Source organism: Coxiella-like endosymbiont, from assembly GCF_024730665.1.
GTDB lineage: Bacteria > Pseudomonadota > Gammaproteobacteria > Coxiellales > Coxiellaceae > Coxiella.
Genome location: NZ_CP084737.1, coordinates 437,883 through 459,971, shown reverse-complemented (window position 1 = coordinate 459,971; position 22,089 = coordinate 437,883). Strand labels below are relative to the sequence as shown.

The following is a 22,089-nucleotide window of genomic DNA, read 5'->3' as shown; positions in this document are numbered from 1 at the left end:
ATGACGACGTAGGACTCAATCTAGTTCAGGTGTATTTCACTAAGGTATCAATAGATCTTGACGATCGTGAATAATTAGTGAAGGTTATTCAATGAGTTGACTTTTTAATAGTGTTTCTTTCAGGGGTGTCTGTATATCGAACACACGAGTTTTGCTACGCTTTAATTTATAATTTCTGGGTTTTAATCTAAAAATGAAATGAGGATTAGCAGAAAAGTTCTTTTAGATTAATATTGGGCATTTAATGGGTATAAATGAGAAGGATCGTAAGGTTGTGGTTACAGGAATTTATCTTTAGCTCACTTTACGGATCATTTAGCACAATCAGTCCGTATAGTTTTTCCGAGCATAACCGGTCATTCCTCATTGCGCGGGCAACAATTGGGCTAGCACATCGGGAGAATACTGGCTTCCGAGGGCCATCCTGTGTTTTTATAGGCGCTAGGTTCCTGCACGACCCATAATATCTGACAGATTGGCAGATGGAATCAATGTCCTTTTGCTAAGATCCATAGCTTCGCTTATTAAGTAGACTGTTGTAGAATACCTACATTATGAGTCATATCCAACTACGCGGCGTTCGGACGCATAATATTAAGAATATTGATCTTGATCTCCCGCGGAATCAATTAGTTGTTATTACAGGTTTATCTGGGTCCGGGAAATCTTCTTTAGCTTTTGATACATTGTATGCAGAAGGGCAGCGGCGGTACGTGGAATCGTTATCAGCTTATGCACGGCAATTTTTGTCGATGATGGAAAAACCAGAGGTGGATGTTATCGAAGGGCTGTCTCCGGCGATTGCGATCGAGCAAAAATCAGTTTCGCACAACCCTCGTTCGACCATAGGTACTATTACCGAGATTTATGATTATTTGCGGCTTTTATATGCTAGCGTCGGACATCCCTCTTGTCCTGTACATCAACATCATTTGCAAGCACAAACGATCAGTCAGATGGTAGATGCAGTGTTTGAGTTCCCTGAAGGAACAGCATTGATGATATTGTCTCCTGTTGTACGTGAACGAAAAGGTGAGCATGTTCAGCTTATTGAACAGCTAAAAAGTCAAGGTTTTATTCGAGCGCGCATTGATGGAAAGCTGGTAAAATTAGATGACGCCCCTAAATTAAGCTTACGCAAAAAACATACTATCGAAGTTGTTGTAGACCGAATTAAGGTTCGCCCTGAAGTACAACAACGTTTAGCAGAATCGTTTGAAACAGCAGTACGTTTGTCCAATGATTTAGCCATGATTACACCGCTGAGCAAAGATAAAATTAAAGAACGTACTTTTTCCTCTCGTTATGCTTGCCCACACTGTGGCTATAGTTTAGAAGAATTAGAACCGCGTTTATTTTCGTTTAATAATCCAAAGGGTGCTTGCTCATCTTGTGATGGGTTGGGCGTACAGCAACATTTTGATCCTCAAAAAATTGTTCACAATGAAAAAGCAAGTTTAACAAATGGTGCTATTCGTGGGTGGGATCGGCAAAATTTATATTATTATCAATTACTATGTTCGTTAGCGAAACATTATCGATTTGATATGGAAATGCCTTATTGCCATCTTCCTAAGATCATCAAAGATAAGCTCTTATATGGCAGTGGTGGTGAGGTGATTGCTTTTTATGTGATATCCCACACGGGGGAAAAACCCAGTGGACCCATCCTTTTGAAGGGATTATTCCCATTATGGAACGGCGTTATCGCGAAACTGAATCTCATGTTCTGCGAAAAGAGTTAGCGAAGTACCTAACAGTGAGCGAATGTAAAACTTGCCAAGGTACGCGCTTGCGAAAGGAGGCACAGCATGTTTTTTGGGTGGGAAGAGTTTACCGGAAATTACGGCTTTATCCATCTGTGAAGCACTTCAATTTTTTCAATTACTTAAACTTGAAGGTCGACGCGGAAAAATTGCTGAGAAGATTTTAAAAGAAGTAAATGCACGCCTCAGCTTTTTAGTTAATGTAGGTTTGAATTATTTAAATTTAGCGAGAAGTGCTGAAACTTTATCAGGCGGCGAAGCGCAGCGAATTCGTCTAGCAAGTCAGATCGGGTCAGGACTGGTAGGCGTAATGTATATTCTGGATGAACCTTCTATTGGATTGCATCAGCGTGATAATCAACGTTTGCTTGATATGCTGAAAAGATTACGTGATCTTGGTAATTCAGTTATTGTAATCGAACACGATGAAAATGCGATCCGTACTGCTGATTATGTCGTGGATATTGGACCTGGAGCAGGTGTTTATGGGGGAGAAATTGTTGCGCAAGGCACACCGTCAGAAATTATGCAAAATCCTCGTTCATTAACAGGGCGCTATCTATCAGGTAAAAACACGATTCCTGTGCCAAAAAAACGCAGGTTTGATATCGGACAGTCTATTGCCTTAAAAGGGGCAACTTGCAATAATCTAAAAGGAGTGGACGTTAATATTCCTATTAGTTTAATGACTTGCGTGACGGGTGTGTCAGGTTCTGGAAAGTCAAGTCTTATTAGTAACACCCTTTATCCTATTATGGCCGCCCGGTTAAACGGGACTACGACGCAACGCCACATGTGTCATTATCGATCCATAGAAGGGCTGGAACATTTAGATAAAGTGGTTGAAATCGATCAAAGCCCAATTGGGCGAACCCCAAGATCTAATCCTGCTACTTATACCGGCGTTTTCGCACCCATTCGTGAATTATTTGCAGGTACTGAGGAAGCGCGTTCACGGGGTTATACGCCGGGGCGTTTTAGTTTTAATGTGCAAGGTGGACGCTGTGAAGCTTGTAAAGGTGATGGTGTGATTAGAGTGGAAATGCATTTTCTAGCAGATATTTATGTGAGTTGTGATGTTTGTAAAGGCAAGCGCTATAATCGAGAAACGCTTGAAATTCCTTATAAAGGGAAAAATGTCTACGATGTATTAAAAATGACTATCGAAGAGGCGCGTGAATTTTTCAACGCTATTCCCGTTATTGCCTATAAATTACAAACACTCGTAGATGTTGGGTTGTCCTATGTTACGTTAGGGCAAAGCGCTACTACTTTGTCAGGTGGTGAAGCGCAACGCGTTAAATTATCAAGAGAATTATCAAAACGCGAAACTGGACGTACGTTATATTTACTGGATGAGCCTACCACTGGCCTTCATTTTCACGATATTTTACATTTATTGAAAGTGCTATATCACTTGCGCAATGAGGGAAATACTATCGTTATTATTGAGCATAATTTGGATGTAATTAAAGTTGCTGACTGGGTTATTGATATGGGTCCTGAAGGCGGCAAGGATGGTGGGCAGATCGTGATTTCTGGTACACCAGAAGAAGTTGCAAAATGTAAAAGTTCTCACACTGGAAAATATTTAAAATCTATGTTAGAAATAATCTCGTGAGTTGATCAAGACTGCTTAAATAAACGTAATCTTTATCGACATCCCGATTTGTGTTATAAGAGCTTAATCATAAATCGAAAACAGATAACCATGTAATAACCATGTAGATGCTAACACTGCAGTTACAGTAGGAGCTGGCATTTTCATGGGATTATGCTATAGTGCTACCTAAATTCGTGTAGTGATTAGGTGGTGTGGTGGTTTGTTGTGTACGGTGATTTATTGTTTCCAGTGATATCACGTTTTCATTACATTATTTTCATGACATTATTTATCGCAAATCGCCGCAAAAATGGTACGGAAAATAGGATGAAAGGTTCCTCTATTTTTACAAAATAGAGGCCATTGGTTAGAAAATATTGCGGATGATTATGGTATGCAGTGGGATTAGATAATCTAATCCCATGACGTTAAACAAGCACGTTCGTGTTCTAGGATGGAGTGCAAAGTTAATCTAGCCCCGCATTATTATAAAACCAAAATAGCATTAGAGATTAGTTTAGGGCATGGAATTGATCCTACAACACCAACTGTAAAAATAAAGAATATCTCTGTGATGATTGAAGCAGTGCAGAATTTTGGGTAAAAAATGAAGAATCAGTCGGTGGTAATTATCGGTAGTGGATTAGCGGGTTATCTCTGCGCTAAAGAATTTCGTAAACTGGATACAAACACGCCATTAGAAATTATCACGTCAGATAATGGCACTTTTTATTCCAAACCATCATTATCAACAGCGCTAACGAATAAAAAATCGGTGGAAGAATTAGCTGTTTATAGTGCCGATGAAATGGCCTCACAGTTGCGTGCAAAAATTCACACTGCTATGCGGGTTAAATGCATGGATCCTCACTCACAAACAATAATCACACCGACAAAGAAAATAGGATATCAAAAACTTGTCATGGCCTGTGGTTCGCAAGCAGTTGCACCATCTGTAAAAGGTGATGCCATCTCGGATATTCATTCTGTTAATAACTTAGCTGATTATGGAAAGTTTCGGAAATGGATAAATAACAAAAAGCATATTGCAGTTTTAGGCGCAGGTTTGGTGGGGTGTGAGTTTGCGAATGATCTAGTAAATACGGGTTTTACAATAGAAGTGATCGCTCCAGATGTTTATCCATTGGCGAAATTTGTTCCTTATCGGGTAGGGTATGTTTTACAGAAAGCGCTTTCGGAAAAAGGGGTGAATTGGCATTTTAAAAAATTAGCGACGGCGGTTAACCACGATCAAGATCGATATGCTCTTACGCTCTCAGATAGCAGTACCTTAACCGTTGATGGTGTCTTTTCAGCGATTGGAATATGCGCAAATTGTGATTTAGCAAGATCTACAGGACTTGATTGTAGACGAGGAATTAAAGTTGATCGTCATTTAAAAACCAGCATTGAAAACATTTATGCATTAGGTGATTGTGCAGAAGTGGCAGGGGAAATGCTTCAATATATAGCGCCGCTTTTGCAGTCTGTACGTGCACTTTCAAGGTACTTTGTAGGCGACAAAAATCCAGTACACTATCCATCCATGCCTATTATCGTTAAAACGCCCGCTTGTGCCATCGCTGTTTGCAAACCGCCTGAAGATATTGAAGGAGAATGGCAATATAGTGGAGAAGGATTGCATCAAAGTGCTTTATTTTACGATTGTTGGGGTAAGTTACGAGGTTTTGCTTTATTAGGAAATCATATGAAACAAAGAATATCACTAACACAACAATTGCCGCCGGTGTTTGAATAATTACGCTTCATCCGTCATTCCGTGCTTTAAATCGGGGGCGAGGAAAGAGCAAATGGCGCGTGGTGAAATGAGGTTCTTGCAGTCAACCATGTGATGGTAAATCAGATCGTAGATATGAGAGGAAATAGAAATGACACTTTACACTATCTCAATCACCTTGATTCTTGTCATGGATCCTTTAGGTAATATTCCTGTTTTTCTCACTATTCTACGAAAGTATAATACTCGTAACCAAATCCGTATCATTTTGCGTGAATCTATCATTGCGTTTATTATCCTTTCTTTATTTGTTTTTTTTGGTCGTTATATCTTGCATGGGCTGCATATTAGAACACCAGCATTAAGCATCGCAGGTGGTATCATTCTTTTTACTATTGCTATGCGTATGATTTTTCCTCCTGAACAAAAAACAGTAAAAGAAGATTTTGAAGAGCCGTTAATTGTGCCATTAGCTATACCATTGATAGCTGGGCCTTCCGCGATGGCAATGGTTTTATTGTTTGTAACACGTGATCCATATCACTTATTTCTTGTGTTTTTGGGTGTGCTTATTGCTTCTGTAGTATTCACAGTCATTATGCTATGTGCGCCATTTCTGATGAAGGCTTTAGGAAAACGGGGATTAACGGCAATCGAACGGTTAATGGGAATGATTTTGACGACTATTGCAGTACAAATGTTCTTATCTGGCATTACGCAATATTTATATTATCCTTTGCTTCAAATCGTTCGTTATTCATTTTTTCAACGCTAAATATTTTTTGTTGAGATGCTTGCTTTACTAGACTCGTAGGTGGATTTATAATTACCTTATACCCTAGAGAGGTTTTTCAGTTTTTTATAAACTGCATTGCAGGTAAAATTTAGAGCATCTGCGGGAAAAACATTCAAGCGACAACATTTTGTCGATCAATTTAAAAAGAGTTCCTTGTAAATAAGTATCCCGTTAGCATTAAAAAATCAAGTCGGATCAATTTGGTTTAGGCGAAGCTATATTTATTTTCAAAATCTCTTTTACTGCTTTTGACTCAATATTTTTAATCGAGTTTTGCTTCAAAGATTTTCGGATGTAAAATCAAATGTACTGCTTTCTTTTTATGCATTTTTAATGAATTTTTCCACCTACATTACCATCGTTTATCGATTAATAATTCAATTATCAATATTGTGTGTAATCTGCACTGATTTAAAACTGACTATAGGTACTACAACGATGTGGTTTCAGATTTGTCGTACTCTAGCTCTCCCTACAGAATTCGAACCCGCATTACCCTGATGAGAGGAGCAATGTGCCAGGCTACTAGACGAAGGGATGGAGGATCGATAGAATAGACCCTGTCTAAAATTAATATAGGCCCTGATGGGAAGAAGGGTATATCATTCATGTTTAAATCAACTAATTGGCAAGTGCTTCGGGAGCCACCCCATAAACGAAAGGAAGACCGACCCCGTATTGTTGATCAAAAAAATCATTCTATATCGCGAGATGAGATCAGTCCGAATGCCTGTAAGGTATTGTACCGTTTAAATAAGTCAGGGTATGAAGCTTACCTCGTCGGGGGTGGTGTGCGCGACATGTTGCTGGGTTTGCATCCAAAAGATTTTGATATCGCTACCAATGCACTTCCTCAACAAATACGAAAACTATTTCGAAATAGCCGTCTTATTGGTCGGAGATTTATTTTAGTGCATGTTTATTTTCCAAATGAAATTATCGAAGTTTCAACCTTTCGTGCTAACAATGTAGAAGAATTCATTCGAGAAGAACCGCTGTCTGAAAATAAAAGTACGTGCGAATGCATGTTATTGGAGAATAATACTTATGGTACCATAGAAGAAGATGCATGGCGGCGCGATTTTACCGTCAATGCGCTCTATTATAATATCACCGATTTTTCGGTTGTGGATTTTACAGGTGGTATTGAAGATTTAAATAAGCGTATTATTCGTATAATTGGTGATCCTACGAAACGATACCATGAAGATCCTGTTCGATTACTGCGAGCTATTAGATTAGCGGCAAAATTAGATTTCAAAATTCATCCAGATACTGAAGAATCGTTACGGCGATTACATAATTTATTGCATCATGTGCCGAGCACGCGTCTTTTTGCGGAAGTATTGAAAATATTCTTTAAAGGACACGCTTTTCGGTCTTATCACTGGTTGTCACAAACTAATTATATGCAAACCTTGTTTCCTTATACTGTCACAGTCTTAGAGAAAACATGTCGTCCTTACTATAAGAGTTTATTTGAATTCTCTTTAAAAGCCACAGATCAGCGTTATAGTAAAAATAGAACTTTAAATCCTGGATTTTCATTTGCGATTTTGTTGTGGCCTGTCGTTCAAGAATTGATGCAGCAATATTTTAAAAAATATAAACGATTATTTCCTTCAATTTATTACGGCATTAATATGGCGTTACGTCAACAAGTGGAAATATTAGCTATTCCTCGTCGTTTAACAACGATGATACGTTCTGTGTGGTTGCTGCAATATCATTTGGAACGACGTCGCCGCAGTCGTATTTATCGTATTGTAGAGCAACGCTTTTTTCGTGCTGCTTTTGATTTTTTAGAACTACGAGAACAGGCAGGAGAACCACTTACAGAAATTGTCTATTGGTGGCGAGCCTTTCGGGATGGAAATCAAAAAAAACGCGAACAGCTGATCGATCGATTAAACGAGCAAGCACGATGACGATTTCTTACATTGGCATTGGTGCAAACCTCAATAACCCAAAAAACGAGTACAAATGGCCATTGCTAAATTAACAAAGCTTCCAGCTACAACTTTGTTAATTCATTCCAGTCTTTATCGAAGTCGGCCATTAGGTCCGCAAAATCAACCCGATTATATTAATGCAGTTGCTGCCATTGAAACAGCATTATTGCCTTATGAGCTTCTGAAAATATTGCAAGAACTTGAAAAGCACCAAGGTCGACAGCGAAGCGGGGAACGGTGGGGACCGCGAGTGATTGATTTAGATATTCTGCTGTATGGAGATAGTCGGATTCAAAACGATGACCTTATTATTCCCCATCCTCAACTTATTTGTCGGGAATTTGTTCTCTATCCCCTTGCTGAAATAGCAAAAAACTTAATTTTACCCACTGGCGAACCTATTTTAACATTAAGAGCGAAATGTTCCGCTCAAGGCATTACAAGGCTTAAGAGATGAAAACAACCGTGTATCCAGGAACTTTTGACCCCCTGACCAATGGCCATATAGATATTATTGAACGAGCTTTATCGTTGTTTGGTAAAGTGATTGTAGCTTGTGCGCCTACCAGTCGCAAGATCCCTTATCTAACTTTGTATGAACGTCTAGATTTAATTAAAGCAGTATTGACAGATTTTGAAAACGTGCAAATAATACCACTAAAAGGGTTGTTGGTCGATTTTGCTAGGCAACATCATGCCAACGTTATTTTACGTGGACTTCGCGCCGTATCAGATTTTGATTATGAATTTCAATTAGCGCATATGAACCAACGTCTATCATCGGAAATCGAGATCGTTTTTTTGCCTGCGAAAGCAGATTACAGTTATATATCAGGAACACTAGTGAGAGAGATTGTAGAATTGGGTGGGGATATATCGCCTTTTGTACCGCCTTTAGTTATCCATCATTTACAGAGAAGAAGGAAAAATAATTATTGATTATATTATGGCACTGAAAATTACCGAAGAATGTATTAATTGTGATGTATGTGAACCGGAATGCCCGAACGATGCAATTTCGATGGGGGAGTTAATTTATGAAATTAATCCATATCATTGTACGGAGTGTATTGGGCACTTTGACGAACCACAATGCCGACAAGTTTGTCCAGTAGATTGTATTCCTTTGGACTTTTACGAATCTGAAAGAGAATTATTGAAGAAATATCGATCTTTGCACGAAAAAAGAATCAGAAAACCGTAGGTTATTCGATTCTTGGATAACTAAGAAGGGATCAGTGAGGGATCAGTGAATGAATATCTATTTTGGAATTTTCTTTTCTTTGAAATCTACATGCATACCATTTTTACCCGTTTCAGGATTCCATGCACGAAGATCAAATTTTTTGATAGTTATTTTTTCAGTTGTATTGCGTTTGTTTTTATAGGTAGTGTAAAAAGTACCTGTCGGCTTCCCAGATTTAGTTTTTCCGGTAGATTGAAGCATAATTTTTTCGCGTCCACTGACAGCCATGATGATTGCAACCTTATTTTCACTTCATATTAACGAATTTTTTGAGAACCGTCTGAATCCCTAATTTGTCGATTATTCGCATTCCATGAGCAGAAACGGTTAATGCTGTAAAACGTTTTTCCTCCGGCAACCAGAACCGACGCTTTTTTAAATTGGGAAGAAAGCGGCGTCTGGTTTTATTGTTGGCGTGGGAGACGTTGTTACCAGTTAGAGGGCGTTTCCCAGTTACTTGGCATACTCTTGTCACAAATACTTTACTCCGTAATACCACCATAGTATCAATATTGAGATTTATACCAGAAATAGCTTAATGGTGCAACCGTGGAACTCTAAGACGAGGAGAGTGTAGCAATTGCTGTGTTACATGCTCTTCTCAGGATCCCACAATTCTTATTTGAAGAAAGTTTAAGAGGGGCAAAATATGAATCAGCTGGTTTTGCGCGAGCCCACTATCACCATCTGATTGCTTGTCATGTGTTTATTTTCATAACTCTGAATGAATTTCTTTCCTCTGGATCGCGATTCATAATATTCCTTATTGCAGTGAAGGAGAAAGAATCCAATCTTGATTGCAAATAATAATGTGACCGAGTAAAGCAATATGTAGGGGGATAGCGTATCGTCGATTAAGAAATTTTTTCGATTACACCGGTCGGTGCTGCCATGATAGAAAGTGCGTTTGATGTTTGATGATTGATCTAGGATGTACAGAGTTTGATTGGTAAAACCGTATAAAAGTTTTTCAAATTAGATGATGCGATGACGATTATAAAGAAAAGGCAAGCGAAAAATTCGTTTTAATAGTAACAGGGTTGGGCGAAAGGAGAATGGTTTGCGTCGGTTGAATCGGACCAGTTTTTCTGCTCTAGTGATGCTAAAAATAAGAGCGTTGCTATAAGCTCTTAGCGCTAGAAAGTGCTTTACGTCCCACACAGAAGTCATTCTCTTTCGATCCCAGCTCTTGCGGGGTTAGCCATTTTATAATTGACATAATTGAATGATATAAGTTTCATTAAGTTTCTAACTTGCACAATACCGAATTTAAGTACGACTTGTATATCATGCAAATAACAGTTACATTCTGTGCTTCGCGATTGAAGACGTGAAGCGTTATGTTACAGCCAGTGCAATTAAAGATTTTAGATAAACGATTAGGAAACCAATTTCCTTTACCTAGTTATGCAACATCTGGCTCTGCAGGGCTGGATTTGCGGGCGTGTTTAGATGAACCACTCGAGATTCATCCCGGGGAAACATATTTGATTCACGCGGGAATAGCTATCCATTTGAATGATGCTAATGTGGCGGTTGCCATCTTACCTCGTTCGGGCTTAGGACATAAGCATGGCATTGTATTAGGTAATTTAATAGGGTTGATAGATTCGGATTATCAAGGTCCTCTGATGATTTCTTGTTGGAATCGCAGCAAAGAAACTTATGCTATTCAACCCGGAGAACGGATTGCCCAATTGATGATCGTACCGATATTAAAAGCACAATTTGAATTAGTTGATGAGTTTGAAGAAACTGAGCGAGGCGTAGGTGGTTTCGGAAGTTCTGGCCAACATTAATTTGGAAGACATAATTCCTACAACCATACCTAAAAATCTTTTCCGAACTTACGACATACGGGGTACTGTCTCTGATGATGGTTTGACGGTGGGTTTAGCTTATGCAATTGGCTTAGCTATTGGTAGTGAAGTCCGTGAACAAAGGCAAAAAGCTATTATCGTGGGTTGTGATGGGCGTTTATCAGGGCCTCAATTAGTAACTGCTTTAATGCGTGGACTTTGTGAGACAGGTTTAACAGTTTTCAATGTGGGGGTCGTACCCACACCGTTGGTATATTTCGCGACAAATCGTTTAGAAACCAATTCCGGCGTAATGGTAACGGCGAGTCATAATCCCAGAAATCATAATGGTTTTAAAATTATATTGAATGGAAAAACATTGACGATAGAGGGAATCACGGCTATTAAAACTCGGATTCAGGAACGTAGTTTTGAGAAAGATAAAAAGGGACAGAAGATCGATATTAATATTATCCAGGATTATGAAAATTACCTTGTCCAGCATATTCAATTAGCATGTCCTTTAAAAATAGTTGTCGATTGCGGTAATGGAGTTGCCGGTAAAATTGCGCCAGAGCTATATCGCCAAATGGGGTGTGAGGTGGTGGAGCTTTTTTGTGAAGTCGATGGCAACTTCCCTAACCATCATCCCGATCCTACTATTCCCGATAATTTAATTGCTCTTATCGATACAGTAAAAAACACAAATGCTGATTTAGGGTTTGCTTTTGATGGTGATGCAGATCGTTTAGGTGTGGTTACAGAAAAAGGTGAGATTATCTGGCCTGATCGCCAATTGATGCTATTTTCAATGGATCTTTTATCTCGTTTGCCAGGTTCTGACATTATTTTCGATGTGAAATGTTCCCGTCATTTACCAGAAATTATTAGAAAATATCGCGGTAATCCGGTGATGTGGCGTACGGGCCATTCGGTAATTAAAGCGAAATTATTTGAAACGAATGCGCCATTGGCTGGTGAAATGAGTGGGCATATCTTCTTTAGAGATGAATGGTTTGGTTTTGATGATGGTATATATGTTGGTGCGCGCTTATTGCGAATCGTTTCACATAGCTCGCAACGTGTGAGCGAAATTTTTGGTGCATTGCCGAACACCATTAGCACGCCTGAATTAAAGTTACCAATACCGGAAGAAGAAAAATATTTATTTATGCAAAAACTGGCAGAAAAGGCAGTTTTTGTGAATGCAGAAGTGATTACTATTGACGGTCTACGTGTGGAATTTGAAAATGGATGGGGATTGGTGCGCCCATCTAATACTTCACCTTATTTGATCTTGCGTTTTGAAGCGAATACGAAAGATGAATTAAAGCGCATTGAAGAGATTTTTAGAATTCAATTGCTGAATATTGATAGTACTTTGAAGTTGCCATTTTAGAAGAACTATTATCTTAAATATAATTTTTTCCTATTCAAGTCATCCTTGCAGTTAAGCCTCGGAGAAGGATCAAGACTCCCATTCTTCAGGATTTTTATTCCATGCTAACGCTTTTTGTTTTTCTTTATCGCTAATATAAGCTTTCTCAACAGCTACTTCGATTAAAATATTAAAATTAGAAAGAGCATAGCAATTGATACAAGCTTCTGAAAAATTTTGTATTGTTTTCGGTAATTGATAAGAGAAGATTGCTATGCAATCAGTAACCCAACCTCCAGATTTACGAAGCGCTAATCCTGCGGTAATAGAACTCTTTCCTATACTAATTAAATCTTCAACAACTAATGCTTTTTGGCTCTTTTGCAAACGACCCTCAATCTGATTTTTTTACCATGAACTTTAGCTTTATCGCGAACATAAACCATCGGTAAATTTAATCGATCGGCAATCCAGGCTGCATGTGGAATGCCTGCTGTTGCTGTACCGGCGACAACGTCAAATTGCAATTTATTTTTTTCGATAAGGTGAAGGAAAGCATCAATAACAATTTTGCGTTTATCAGGATAAGAAATAATTAAACGATTGTCACAATAAATAGGGGATAGTAATCCTGATGCATATCGATACGGTTCTTTCAGATTTAAAGTAACGGCCTTGATATCCAGTAACAATTTTGCTATTTCTATTTCCATAGCTTGATTCATGATCATCATTCTTACATAATTTATGCATGTTATCATTCTGAACGTAAACAGTATTCGTGCGCCAGCTCATAAAAGATTTTTTGATTAGTTGAAAATAGGATACGAGTATGATTTGCATCCAGAGACAAAAGTCTGTCGTGAAGTCACGAATGAGAACCAGTTTCATCCAGTTGGTTATCATTGCTGTTGCCATAATGCAGAAAAAGTGCTTACAGCGGCGTAGGACATTTGCTGACGCAATAAACTAGATCATGTGATTGTGCACTGTTTAGGATTAGATTTTATAGATAAAGAAAAGCGCGTTATCTTCAGTTTATTTTACTTCTTTGAGTGTAGTTTCGCTTCATCTATCATCAGGCACGATTGGAGAGCATTGTCAAAAAGTCAAGCAAAACGGGTTGTTTAATGTAAAATGTGGGATAGTGTGCTGATATTAAAAGCTACTGGAGGATATATCAGAGAATAACAACAACTAGAAAAAAGAGAAAAAGTGGCAAGTAGGATCTTTGAGGTTAGCTTCATTAAATCCTTTTCTTTAAAATAAGTCATAGTTGCCATAAGCTAACTATTTCAAATTCGTTCTATAACAGAAATTGTCATTGTGATTTGGGATTTGTTCAAATTAATGGTAATGAGTATAGGATTTTCGATTTTTATCGGGTTCTTTTGGCCTGTTTTGATAAAAAGATTGGTCAGTTTCAAAAACTTCGATATATTTTTTGTTCGCCGGCAATCAGGATAACCTAAAATAGTCCACGGTATTGAAGAACACTAAAAATTGTTTCCACTTTAGTATTGTGACCCCTTGACTACAATAGAAAAAGTTATATTTCTGACTGTAACATAACTTACGGAAATTGTTTTATATCTACGGCTGACTAATAAATGGTTCACAATACTTAACAGCGATTAATTTGGCATCATCTTGGCCAAATTCAAGATTCAATATATAACAAGATCTTTTTCAATAATCGCTTAAAAAGTAGCAGAATCTAAAACAAGATAAAATAACTGATTTTTCATTTTGTTCCATCAATTAGTTGCACTGTCTCAGGATTAATGCATTGCCCGAAAAAATTTCACCAACACGGATAAAACGTTGAGGAGAATCGGTGACAAAGAAGGAAATTGTGGGTTGAGCAGTGGTCATGCCTTCCAGATTCATTTTTTTGCGACTAATTTTACCGCCTTAGCCGTTGCCCTTGCCGAATTAATGATGTTAACTCCAGTCCCTAAAATCGTTGATAACGACTGCATAAAAACAGGAAAATGGGTACAGCCTAAAATCACTGAATCACAGTGATAATGACTATTAATCACTGGCTCAAGATACTTTTGTGTTACGAGTAAAGCGATGTCATCATTGATGCATCCTTCTTCAGCAAGTGCAACAAATAAGCCACAAGTTTGCGTAATAATTGCGATAGCAGGATTTAATGATCGAATCATGCTTTGATAAATCCCAGATTGAATTGTTGTTTCGGTTGCAAGCAGAGCTACCTTATTATTTTTTGTAGCATTTACAGCAGCTTTTACGCCGGGTTCTACAACATCAATGATAGGAATGTTGGGAAATTGTCTTTGCAGATAAGTTAATGCCGCCGTGGAGGCAGTATTACAGGCTAAGACTAATAGTTTGATTCCTTGCGCAACAAGCAACGAAGCCATTTGTGAAGCATAACGCACAACAGTCTCTTGGCTTTTTGTACCATATGGGAGCCGTGCAGTATCACCTAAATAAAGAAAAGATTCATTAGGTAAGCATTTTACTAGCTCACGTAAAACAGTAAGCCCACCCATGCCAGAATCGAAAATACCAATAGGAAGAGAGGCGTTTATCATCCTTTTCACTAATTTTGCCTCAATACTTCCTGTTGTTTTTGGAGAATAGTTTTAATGCCTTGACGGGCAAGGTCAATTAGCGTATCGAATTCTTTGGTATGAAAGGCATTACCTTCAGCAGTGCCTTGAATTTCGATAAATGAATCCTGATCCGTCATCACTACATTCATGTCTGTGTCCGCTTTTGAGTCTTCTTCATAATCTAGATCCAAAATAGGTGTTCCGTTATAAATGCCTACCGAAACAGCAGCAACTAAATGTTTTAAGGGGTCGGTCTCTAAAATACCTTGTCTTTGTAAATGACGCAGAGCATCGACCATAGCAATACAACTACCGTTAATAGCTGCCGTTCGTGTCCCCCGTCTGCCTGAATAACATCACAATCGATAGTGATTGTATAAGAGCCGAGAAGTTTAAGGTCTAATGCTGCACGCAATGCTCGTCCGATTAATCGTTGAATTTCAATGGTACGTCCGCCTTGTTTTCCTCTAGTTGCCTCCCGATCCATACGGCTATGAGTGGAACGCGGTAACATGCCATATTCCGCTGTCAACCATCCTTGCTCGCTATTTTTAAGGAAACGTGGAATCCCTTCTACGATACTCGCAGTACAAATCACTTTAGTGTGGCCCATTGTTATTAAAACAGAGCCCTCGGGATACTGAATAAATTGAGTGGCAAAAGAAATGGGTCGCAATTCATTTTCTGCTCGTTTACTAGGACGCATACTGACCTCTTGTGGATCACTTGATGTAAATATTCTATATACCATAACATCATGCCAAATAAAAAAGACAACTATCTATTTGCTAAAATATGTCTAAACGAATCAGTGAGGGGCTTGTGTTATGTTATTATGTCCACCAACAACGGGATTTGTAATGTAGGGTGACATATATGATTACAAGTATGACTGCTTTCGTCAGAAGCTCTCAGGAAGCAGAATGGGGAATATTAACGTGGGAAATTCGGACGGTTAATCACCGTTATCTTGAAATTAGCCTAGGATTGCCGGATTTTTTTCGTGATTTTGAACAGTCTTCGCGGGGAATGATACAAAAGTATTTGAATCGTGGAAAAGTTGAAGCAGTTTTGCGATTTCAGCCCGGACAGCGTGCGCTCTTTGAAATTACGGTCAATCAGCCATTAACTGAGAGATTAGCAAAAGTAAGTGAAATGGTTATTACATTCTTTCCAGGAGCAACGATTGATGTGATGGATATATTATCCTATCCAGGTGTCTTGCAAACGAAAGAAGCACAGGTGAATGAGATGAATGAAGCAATTTCAGCTTTGCTGGAAAAGACGTTAATTGATTGTGTAAATATGCGCTCTCGGGAAGGCAGGGGTCTTCAGACATTTATTGAAGATCGTTTACATGTCATGAAAAAACAGCTTGTTTTTATCCAAAAGCGAATACCTATGTTGATGCAATTAGCACATGAAAAAATAATGACGAGTTTTAAAAAACTCTCGCTTAATTTGGATAAAAGTCGTTTGGAACAAGAAATGCTTTGGATAATACAAAAAATAGATGTGGCTGAAGAGTTGCAACGACTAGAAGCACATCTTGCAGAAATAAGACGTATTTTAAATGACGGGGGCGTAGTAGGACGAAGATTAGATTTTTTGATGCAGGAATTAAATCGTGAGGTGAATACATTAGGTAGTAAATTATTGGATATTGATGTTTCAGAATCTGTGGTTGAATTAAAAGTGCAGATTGAGCAAATGAGGGAGCAGATACAAAACATTGAATAAGAGTCATAAAGCAAATTTATTTGTCATTTCTGCTCCTTCTGGGGCTGGTAAAACGAGTTTGGTGCGCGCGCTTGTCAGTAAATTAAAAGAAATTAAAATATCTATTTCTCACACTACTCGCCCGATGCGACTTTGTGATAGGGAAGGTGTTGATTATTTTTTTGTTAATGAGACCTGTTTTCAAACAATGATAAAGGAGGGCGCCTTTCTTGAATATGCTACTGTGTACGGCCACCACTATGGTACAGCAAAAGATTGGGTCTTTCAGCAATTGAAAACCGGCGAAGATGTTTTGTTGGAAATCGATTGGCAAGGGGCACAACAAGTTCGTCGATTATTTCCGCCAGCACTTTTGATTTTTATCTTGCCACCTTCAGCAAAGGCGCTGCAAGAGCGACTGATTAAGCGTCGTCAGGATGAGGGATCTGTCGTCAACCGACGGCTTGCGTTAGCGCGCCAAGAAATGGCGCGCTATACTGAATTCGATTATATTGTTGTCAATGACAATTTTGATCAGGCACTTCAAAATTTGCTCCATATCATCAGTGCCGAGCGGTTACAGTTAGGAGTACAAGAGGAGAAACTGGCTCCTCTTCTGGAAGAGTTGTTGGAAAAACAGTAATATTGCTTAATTAAAGCCGTCATCCGCATTTTAGCGGCGAGCTTCAGTGAAAAGCGATATTTAACTGGACTTGTAGTTAAGCTAAATTTAGGTGAGGTTAAATTGACTTATTGAATTAGCTAAAAGAGGGGCCCATGGCACGTGTAACTGTCGAAGATTGTCTTGGATATCTTGAAAATCGTTTTGATTTAGTGCTGAAAGCAGCAAAACGCGCGCATCTTTTAGAACTGGGTGCTGTAGAATCTATGGTTCCTATAAATAACGATAAACCCACAGTTATCGCACTCCGCGAAATTGCTGCTGGTTATGATGTCACGCAAGAAGAAGGAAATAAAACCGAACTGGAAGAGATTGTTAAGCGTAAAACAGCCTTTCCACTAGCGAGTAATCTGGCTAGTTCGTAAGAAGATATAGCGTGCAGACTTAGACTATTCGTCTTCCCTTGGCTTGACTAGATATCTATTCAAGCCAAGAAAAAATATGATTCGACGATCCATTCTGTTAATCATGCCCTCTTTGTAAAGTTCCTTTCTTCTCTTTACAATGAACTTTCGTCTGGTATTCAGTAGGTAGGAAAATAGCAGGGATGTCTTGTCTGGGCGAGAAACTATGCTTCTCACTGATTTCTCTGCTTGCCCTTCGGCGTAACCTCTTTTACTTTAAAGGTGATGAAGGAATTAACTAATGGGCTTAATTTATTTTTTTCGATCCTGCTATCAAATAAGTCGCAGGTAAGATAGCGATAGTTAGCAATGGCTGGGGATGATGTTTTGTAATGATTGAGTGACTTCATTTGAGATCCGCGTTATTAGTTATCGGTAACTGGAGGAGTATAAATCAATTGCGCCTTTTCAAAAAATTGCGTCGCAAGCTCGATTATCTAAACAGTGAACGGGTAGAGAGGATTCATCAGGCTTTCCTAATGGCTGCCGACGCTCACCGTGGTCAACGACGAGTGACCGGTGAACCTTATATTAGCCATCCAGTTGCAGTCGCGTGCATATTGGCGGATATGAAAATGGATGATCAAATGATCGTTGCAGCTTTGCTGCATGATGTCATTGAAGATACGCTTCTTGAAAAAAGCGATCTCCGAAAAATTCGGAGATGAAGTGGCAGAATTAGTGGATGGTGTTAGTAAATTAACTCAAATTGAATTTGTCAGTCGAGCTGAAGCTCAGGCTGAGAATTTTCGAAAAATGGTAATGGCCATGGCACGCGATATACGCGTGATCATCGTCAAATTGGCAGACCGGCTGCATAATATGAGAACTTTAGGCTCATTGCATTCTCAAAAACAACGTCGTATTGCCAGAGAAACACTGGGTATTTTTGCGCCGATCGCAAAGCGTTTAGGTATGCGTGAGGTATCCGTTGAGTTAGAAGAATTAGGTTTTTCTGCTCTTTATCCGATGCGTTATTGTGTGTTAAAAGATGCTGTTCGACACACGCGGGGTAATAGAAAAAAATATTGGCGTTGATTGAAAAAATTTACACGACGTTTTAAGTCAGAGCAATTTACCTTCGTATACTATTACTGGACGTGGGAAACATTTATTTAGCATTTATCGAAAAATGCGAAATAAACATATCCCGTTCAATGAAATTATGGATGTCTATGCTTTTCGAATTATTGTCGATAATCTGGATTCGTGTTACCGTGCATTAGGCATTATTCACGGATTATTTAAACCGATTCCCGAACGTTTTAAAGACTATATTGCTATCCCAAAAGCCAATGCTTATCAATCCTTGCATACCACCTTATTTGGCCCTTATGGATTTCCAATTGAAGTGCAAATTCGTACGGCAGAAATGGATCGTACAGCAACTACAGGCATTGCTGCTCATTGGCTTTATAAAACGACGAATACATCACTTTCTGAATCGCAATTGCGAGCCGAAGCCTGGGTGAAAAGTTTATTAGAATTACAGGAAGATACGGTAAATCCGCTGGAATTTATTGAAAACGTTAAAGTGGGTTTGTTTCCTGATGAAGTTTATGTATTTACCCCAAAAGGCGATATTATGGAATTACCCGCTAGTGCCACTGCCGTTGATTTTGCTTATGCGGTTCATACCGATGTAGGTAATAATTGTGTTGCCGTTAAAATTGATCGACATTTAGCTCCTTTATCAACACCGTTAGGAAACGGACAAGCCATTGAAATAATTACTACTTCCGGTGGTCGCCCTAATCCCGCGTGGCTGGATTTTGTTATAACCAGCAAAGCGAGGAGTAGCATTCGTCAATTTTTAAAAACACAGCGCCGGTCGGAATCCATTGCGTTAGGGAAACAATTATTGAAAAAAGTACTAGCCGATCATTCTATTTCATTAAAAAAATTATCACAATGGATTATTGATTTCACTTTAAAGGAAACACATTTGAAATCCTTTGATGATTTGTTAGAGGAAATTGGTTTAGGAAATCGCATGGCGGTTTTAGTAGCACAGCGTATCGCAGCAGTGACTGAAGAAACTGAAGCAGAAACTAAAATCCGCCTGCCTACTGAAATGCCTTTAATTATTAAAGGCACGGAAGGGATAGTTATCAATTTTGCAACCTGCTGCTATCCTATACCAGGTGATCCAATTATAGGTGTTATTGATGTAGGGCGTGGAATTTTAGTGCATACTGAGCGTTGTCTTTCTATCACAAAATTGCGCCGCTATCCTGATCGATTTATGTCGCTCCGATGGTCCGAACAAGCAAATGGTGAATTTCCAACGTCAGTCCGTGTTCAGCTTGTCAATGAACGTGGCACTTTAGCTATATTGACATTAGCAATGGCAGAAGCAGATGCTAACATCGAGGATATCACGGTAGAAGAGCGTGAAGGACTACATTATATTGTCATGTTTCGCATCACCGTTCGTGATCGTGTACATCTGGCGATGGTATTGCGTCGTTTACGTCAAGTAAAACAGATAGTAAAAATTATGCGTCGTTTTAATTAATAAAATAGGGCATGTTGTGAAACAAATTATTAGTACAAATAAAGCACCACGAGCTGTTGGTATATACTCACAAGCTGTTAAAGCCGGTAATACTATTTATTTTTCTGGACAAATTCCACTAGATCCAGAGACCATGGAGATAGTGCATGATGATTTCAAAAATCATGTTCATCGTATTTTTAAAAATATGTCCGCAATAGCCAAAGCAGCTGGTGGTAATCTCGCTCAGATCGTAAAACTCACTATTTATTTAACCAATATTGAAAATTTTTCGGTGGTCAATGAAGTAATGAAAAACTATTATGAAGAACCATATCCGGCCAGATCAGTAGTTAGCGTTAAACAGCTTCCTAAAAATTCCTTAATTGAAATTGACGCCATAATGGTATTGGATGAATGATTGAAAGGCGATAAAGTTGATTCTATTTCTGTTACTACTCTTAAACGAGTTGGACCGGACACTCAGGAATTACTGGCCAATTTCAATATTCGTACTATTCAGGATTTATTATTTCATTTACCCTTGCATTATCAGGATCGTACGCGTTTAACTCCCATTGCAGATGTACGTCGTGGAAATCAAGTAGTTATTGAGGGAAAAATACAACGGGCCAGTGTAATTTACATGAGGCGACGTAATTTGATCTGCCGTATCAGTGATGGCACAGGTTCACTTCTTTTGCGGTTTTACCATTTTAATTTAAAACAAAAAGAACAATTAACAAAAGTTGGTCTAATGTTGCGTTGTTTTGGTAGCGTACGGAAAAATTATCAAGGGCGTTTGGAAATGGGACATCCTGAATATCGAATAATGGACGAAAGAGCATCGTTAGTTTTGGAAGACTGTTTGACTCCCGTTTATCCAACAACAAGGGGACTACGACAAACACAATGGCGTTATTTAATGGCACAAGCATTAGAATATCTAAAAAAAACTGATAGTATTGAAGAATTGTTACCTGAACCGTTGCGGAAATCTTTTCAATTACCTACGATAGCGGAAGCGTTAGTTTACGTACATCGCCCGCCTCAAGGGGGCCGATTAGTTTATTACAATCAAGAAAACATCCCGCACAGCAACGCTTAGCGTTTGAGGAATTATTAGCGCAACAAGCGGGCTTACAAAGATTGCGATTACGAACAAAAACTCATTGCGCACCCATTTTGGAATCAAAAATTAATTGGCAAGCAAAATTACGTGAGGCTTTGCCTTTTCAATTAACTACCGCACAACAACACGTCATTGAAGAAATCAATAGAGACCTATCTATGCCGAATCCTATGTTGCGTTTAGTGCAAGGTGATGTGGGGTCAGGAAAAACTGTTGTAGCAGCAATGTCAGCAATAAAAGCGGTGGAAAATAGTTACCAAAGCGTCATTATGGCACCTACCGAATTATTAGCTGAGCAGCATTATCGAGCTTTTCAGAAATGGCTTGAACCATTGGGAATCAATGTAGGATTATTAACAGGGAGTTTAAATAACGCGGTGCGTGAGGAAACCTTGCGAAAAATAACGAGTGGCGAATATCAAGTTGTGGTTGGCACACATGCACTCTTTCAGGAAGCTGTAATTTTTCGAAATTTAGCGTTAGTTATAATTGATGAACAACATCGTTTTGGTGTGCATCAACGATTAGCGCTGAAAGAAAAAGGTTTAACAAAAAACGATCATCCGCATCAATTAATCATGACCGCAACACCTATTCCACGAACCTTAGCGATGACGGCGTATGCTGATTTAGATGTTTCAATTATTGATGAATTACCGATAGGCCGAAAACCGATTACGACAGCAATAATATCAAACACACGCCGCGAGAAGGTTATCGAAGGGATTAAAAAATTTGTGAACAGGGCAAGCAGGCTTACTGGGTGTGTATTTTAATTAAAGAATCAGA

General features: G+C 38.8%; 20 protein-coding genes and 3 pseudogenes. 17 read left to right on the top strand and 6 right to left on the bottom strand.

What is annotated here, in order from left to right; translation table 11 throughout:
• The first annotated feature begins 554 nt into the window (after window positions 1-554).
• From uvrA to LG660_RS01910, 8 genes and pseudogenes are all read left to right on the top strand, one after another.
• Window positions 555-3,387 (top strand): annotated as a pseudogene (uvrA, locus tag LG660_RS01945) (excinuclease ABC subunit UvrA).
• Between the two features lie 436 nt (window positions 3,388-3,823).
• A complete protein-coding gene (locus LG660_RS01940; RefSeq protein ID WP_258267662.1) occupies window positions 3,824-3,973 on the top strand; it encodes a uroporphyrinogen decarboxylase family protein in 150 nt (49 codons plus the stop codon).
• A gap of 3 nt (window positions 3,974-3,976) precedes the next feature.
• The gene (locus tag LG660_RS01935; protein WP_258267661.1) at window positions 3,977-5,128 is read left to right on the top strand and encodes an FAD-dependent oxidoreductase; all 1,152 of its coding nucleotides are present in this window, start codon (window positions 3,977-3,979) and stop codon (window positions 5,126-5,128) included.
• A 130-nt stretch (window positions 5,129-5,258) separates the two neighbouring features.
• A complete protein-coding gene (locus tag LG660_RS01930) occupies window positions 5,259-5,882 on the top strand; it encodes a MarC family protein (RefSeq protein ID WP_258267660.1) in 624 nt (207 codons plus the stop codon).
• A 629-nt stretch (window positions 5,883-6,511) separates the two neighbouring features.
• Window positions 6,512-7,831 (top strand): polynucleotide adenylyltransferase PcnB, encoded by a 1,320-nt coding sequence (pcnB, locus tag LG660_RS01925; RefSeq protein ID WP_258267659.1) that lies wholly within the window; start codon window positions 6,512-6,514, stop codon window positions 7,829-7,831.
• A gap of 55 nt (window positions 7,832-7,886) precedes the next feature.
• Window positions 7,887-8,312 carry a 2-amino-4-hydroxy-6-hydroxymethyldihydropteridine diphosphokinase gene (gene folK, locus LG660_RS01920; protein WP_258267658.1) on the top strand — a complete coding sequence of 142 codons (426 nt, stop codon included), beginning with the start codon at window positions 7,887-7,889 and terminating at the stop codon, window positions 8,310-8,312.
• On the top strand, window positions 8,309-8,794 hold the full coding sequence (gene coaD / locus LG660_RS01915; RefSeq protein WP_258267657.1) for a pantetheine-phosphate adenylyltransferase: 486 nt from the start codon (window positions 8,309-8,311) through the stop codon (window positions 8,792-8,794). The genes folK and coaD overlap by 4 nt, the downstream gene beginning before the upstream one ends.
• 7 nt (window positions 8,795-8,801) lie before the next feature.
• Window positions 8,802-9,059: a YfhL family 4Fe-4S dicluster ferredoxin gene (locus tag LG660_RS01910; protein ID WP_258267656.1), complete on the top strand. Its 258-nt coding sequence runs from the start codon at window positions 8,802-8,804 to the stop codon at window positions 9,057-9,059.
• Between the two features lie 57 nt (window positions 9,060-9,116).
• Here the strand turns inward: LG660_RS01910 and rpmG are convergent, their stop codons facing one another.
• Window positions 9,117-9,329 carry a 50S ribosomal protein L33 gene (gene rpmG / locus LG660_RS01905; protein ID WP_258267655.1) on the bottom strand — a complete coding sequence of 71 codons (213 nt, stop codon included), beginning with the start codon at window positions 9,327-9,329 and terminating at the stop codon, window positions 9,117-9,119.
• Window positions 9,330-9,348: 19 nt separating this feature from the next.
• Window positions 9,349-9,576 (bottom strand): 50S ribosomal protein L28, encoded by a 228-nt coding sequence (rpmB, locus tag LG660_RS01900; RefSeq protein WP_258267715.1) that lies wholly within the window; start codon window positions 9,574-9,576, stop codon window positions 9,349-9,351.
• A gap of 865 nt (window positions 9,577-10,441) precedes the next feature.
• Between rpmB and dut the strand changes: the two genes are divergently transcribed.
• Complete coding sequence (gene dut, locus LG660_RS01895) at window positions 10,442-10,900, top strand: dUTP diphosphatase (RefSeq protein ID WP_258267654.1); 459 nt, start codon at window positions 10,442-10,444, stop codon at window positions 10,898-10,900.
• Window positions 10,872-12,299 (top strand): phosphomannomutase/phosphoglucomutase, encoded by a 1,428-nt coding sequence (locus tag LG660_RS01890; protein ID WP_258267653.1) that lies wholly within the window; start codon window positions 10,872-10,874, stop codon window positions 12,297-12,299. Before dut ends, LG660_RS01890 begins: the two co-directional genes overlap by 29 nt.
• Before the next feature lie 69 nt (window positions 12,300-12,368).
• Here LG660_RS01890 and LG660_RS04410 read toward each other — a convergent pair whose 3' ends face one another.
• The 4 genes and pseudogenes from LG660_RS04410 to rph all read right to left on the bottom strand — a co-directional run bounded on the left by LG660_RS04410 (window position 12,369) and on the right by rph (window position 15,572).
• Entirely contained in the window at window positions 12,369-12,665 is a 297-nt protein-coding gene (locus LG660_RS04410; protein WP_373566698.1) for a hypothetical protein, read from the bottom strand.
• Window positions 12,641-13,003, bottom strand: coding sequence for an orotate phosphoribosyltransferase (locus tag LG660_RS04405; protein WP_373566696.1), 363 nt, complete (start codon window positions 13,001-13,003; stop codon window positions 12,641-12,643). Before LG660_RS04405 ends, LG660_RS04410 begins: the two co-directional genes overlap by 25 nt.
• A 1,161-nt stretch (window positions 13,004-14,164) precedes the next feature.
• The gene (gene murI, locus LG660_RS01880) at window positions 14,165-14,845 is read right to left on the bottom strand and encodes a glutamate racemase (RefSeq protein ID WP_258267714.1); all 681 of its coding nucleotides are present in this window, start codon (window positions 14,843-14,845) and stop codon (window positions 14,165-14,167) included.
• Between the two features lie 8 nt (window positions 14,846-14,853).
• Window positions 14,854-15,572, bottom strand: a pseudogene (gene rph, locus LG660_RS01875) (ribonuclease PH).
• Window positions 15,573-15,742: 170 nt separating this feature from the next.
• Between rph and LG660_RS01870 the strand changes: the two are divergent.
• The 7 genes and pseudogenes from LG660_RS01870 to LG660_RS01840 all read left to right on the top strand — a co-directional run bounded on the left by LG660_RS01870 (window position 15,743) and on the right by LG660_RS01840 (window position 22,076).
• The gene (locus LG660_RS01870) at window positions 15,743-16,606 is read left to right on the top strand and encodes a YicC/YloC family endoribonuclease (protein WP_258267652.1); all 864 of its coding nucleotides are present in this window, start codon (window positions 15,743-15,745) and stop codon (window positions 16,604-16,606) included.
• The gene (gene gmk / locus LG660_RS01865) at window positions 16,599-17,228 is read left to right on the top strand and encodes a guanylate kinase (RefSeq protein ID WP_258267651.1); all 630 of its coding nucleotides are present in this window, start codon (window positions 16,599-16,601) and stop codon (window positions 17,226-17,228) included. The genes LG660_RS01870 and gmk overlap by 8 nt, the downstream gene beginning before the upstream one ends.
• A gap of 134 nt (window positions 17,229-17,362) precedes the next feature.
• Window positions 17,363-17,632 carry a DNA-directed RNA polymerase subunit omega gene (rpoZ, locus tag LG660_RS01860; protein ID WP_258267650.1) on the top strand — a complete coding sequence of 90 codons (270 nt, stop codon included), beginning with the start codon at window positions 17,363-17,365 and terminating at the stop codon, window positions 17,630-17,632.
• A gap of 437 nt (window positions 17,633-18,069) precedes the next feature.
• Window positions 18,070-20,189, top strand: a pseudogene (locus tag LG660_RS01855) (RelA/SpoT family protein).
• A 16-nt stretch (window positions 20,190-20,205) separates the two neighbouring features.
• A complete protein-coding gene (locus LG660_RS01850; RefSeq protein WP_373566695.1) occupies window positions 20,206-20,589 on the top strand; it encodes a RidA family protein in 384 nt (127 codons plus the stop codon).
• Entirely contained in the window at window positions 20,590-21,276 is a 687-nt protein-coding gene (locus LG660_RS01845) for an ATP-dependent DNA helicase RecG (RefSeq protein WP_258267649.1), read from the top strand.
• A gap of 77 nt (window positions 21,277-21,353) precedes the next feature.
• The gene (locus LG660_RS01840; protein WP_258267648.1) at window positions 21,354-22,076 is read left to right on the top strand and encodes a DEAD/DEAH box helicase; all 723 of its coding nucleotides are present in this window, start codon (window positions 21,354-21,356) and stop codon (window positions 22,074-22,076) included.
• The last annotated feature ends 13 nt before the right edge of the window (window positions 22,077-22,089 follow it).

What these genes read in the sequence shown, in the direction of transcription:
- LG660_RS01930 (WP_258267660.1), top strand. Translation starts at nt 5,259, where the DNA reads ATGACACTTTACACTATCTCAATCACCTTGATTCTTGTCATGGATCCT.
- LG660_RS01935 (WP_258267661.1), top strand. Translation starts at nt 3,977, where the DNA reads ATGAAGAATCAGTCGGTGGTAATTATCGGTAGTGGATTAGCGGGTTAT.
- LG660_RS04405 (WP_373566696.1), bottom strand. Translation starts at nt 13,003, where the DNA reads ATGAATCAAGCTATGGAAATAGAAATAGCAAAATTGTTACTGGATATC.
- coaD (WP_258267657.1), top strand. Translation starts at nt 8,309, where the DNA reads ATGAAAACAACCGTGTATCCAGGAACTTTTGACCCCCTGACCAATGGC.
- LG660_RS01910 (WP_258267656.1), top strand. Translation starts at nt 8,802, where the DNA reads ATGGCACTGAAAATTACCGAAGAATGTATTAATTGTGATGTATGTGAA.
- rpoZ (WP_258267650.1), top strand. Translation starts at nt 17,363, where the DNA reads ATGGCACGTGTAACTGTCGAAGATTGTCTTGGATATCTTGAAAATCGT.
- folK (WP_258267658.1), top strand. Translation starts at nt 7,887, where the DNA reads ATGGCCATTGCTAAATTAACAAAGCTTCCAGCTACAACTTTGTTAATT.
- LG660_RS01870 (WP_258267652.1), top strand. Translation starts at nt 15,743, where the DNA reads ATGATTACAAGTATGACTGCTTTCGTCAGAAGCTCTCAGGAAGCAGAA.
- dut (WP_258267654.1), top strand. Translation starts at nt 10,442, where the DNA reads ATGTTACAGCCAGTGCAATTAAAGATTTTAGATAAACGATTAGGAAAC.
- murI (WP_258267714.1), bottom strand. Translation starts at nt 14,845, where the DNA reads ATGATAAACGCCTCTCTTCCTATTGGTATTTTCGATTCTGGCATGGGT.
- LG660_RS01940 (WP_258267662.1), top strand. Translation starts at nt 3,824, where the DNA reads ATGGAGTGCAAAGTTAATCTAGCCCCGCATTATTATAAAACCAAAATA.
- rpmG (WP_258267655.1), bottom strand. Translation starts at nt 9,329, where the DNA reads ATGGCTGTCAGTGGACGCGAAAAAATTATGCTTCAATCTACCGGAAAA.
- pcnB (WP_258267659.1), top strand. Translation starts at nt 6,512, where the DNA reads ATGTTTAAATCAACTAATTGGCAAGTGCTTCGGGAGCCACCCCATAAA.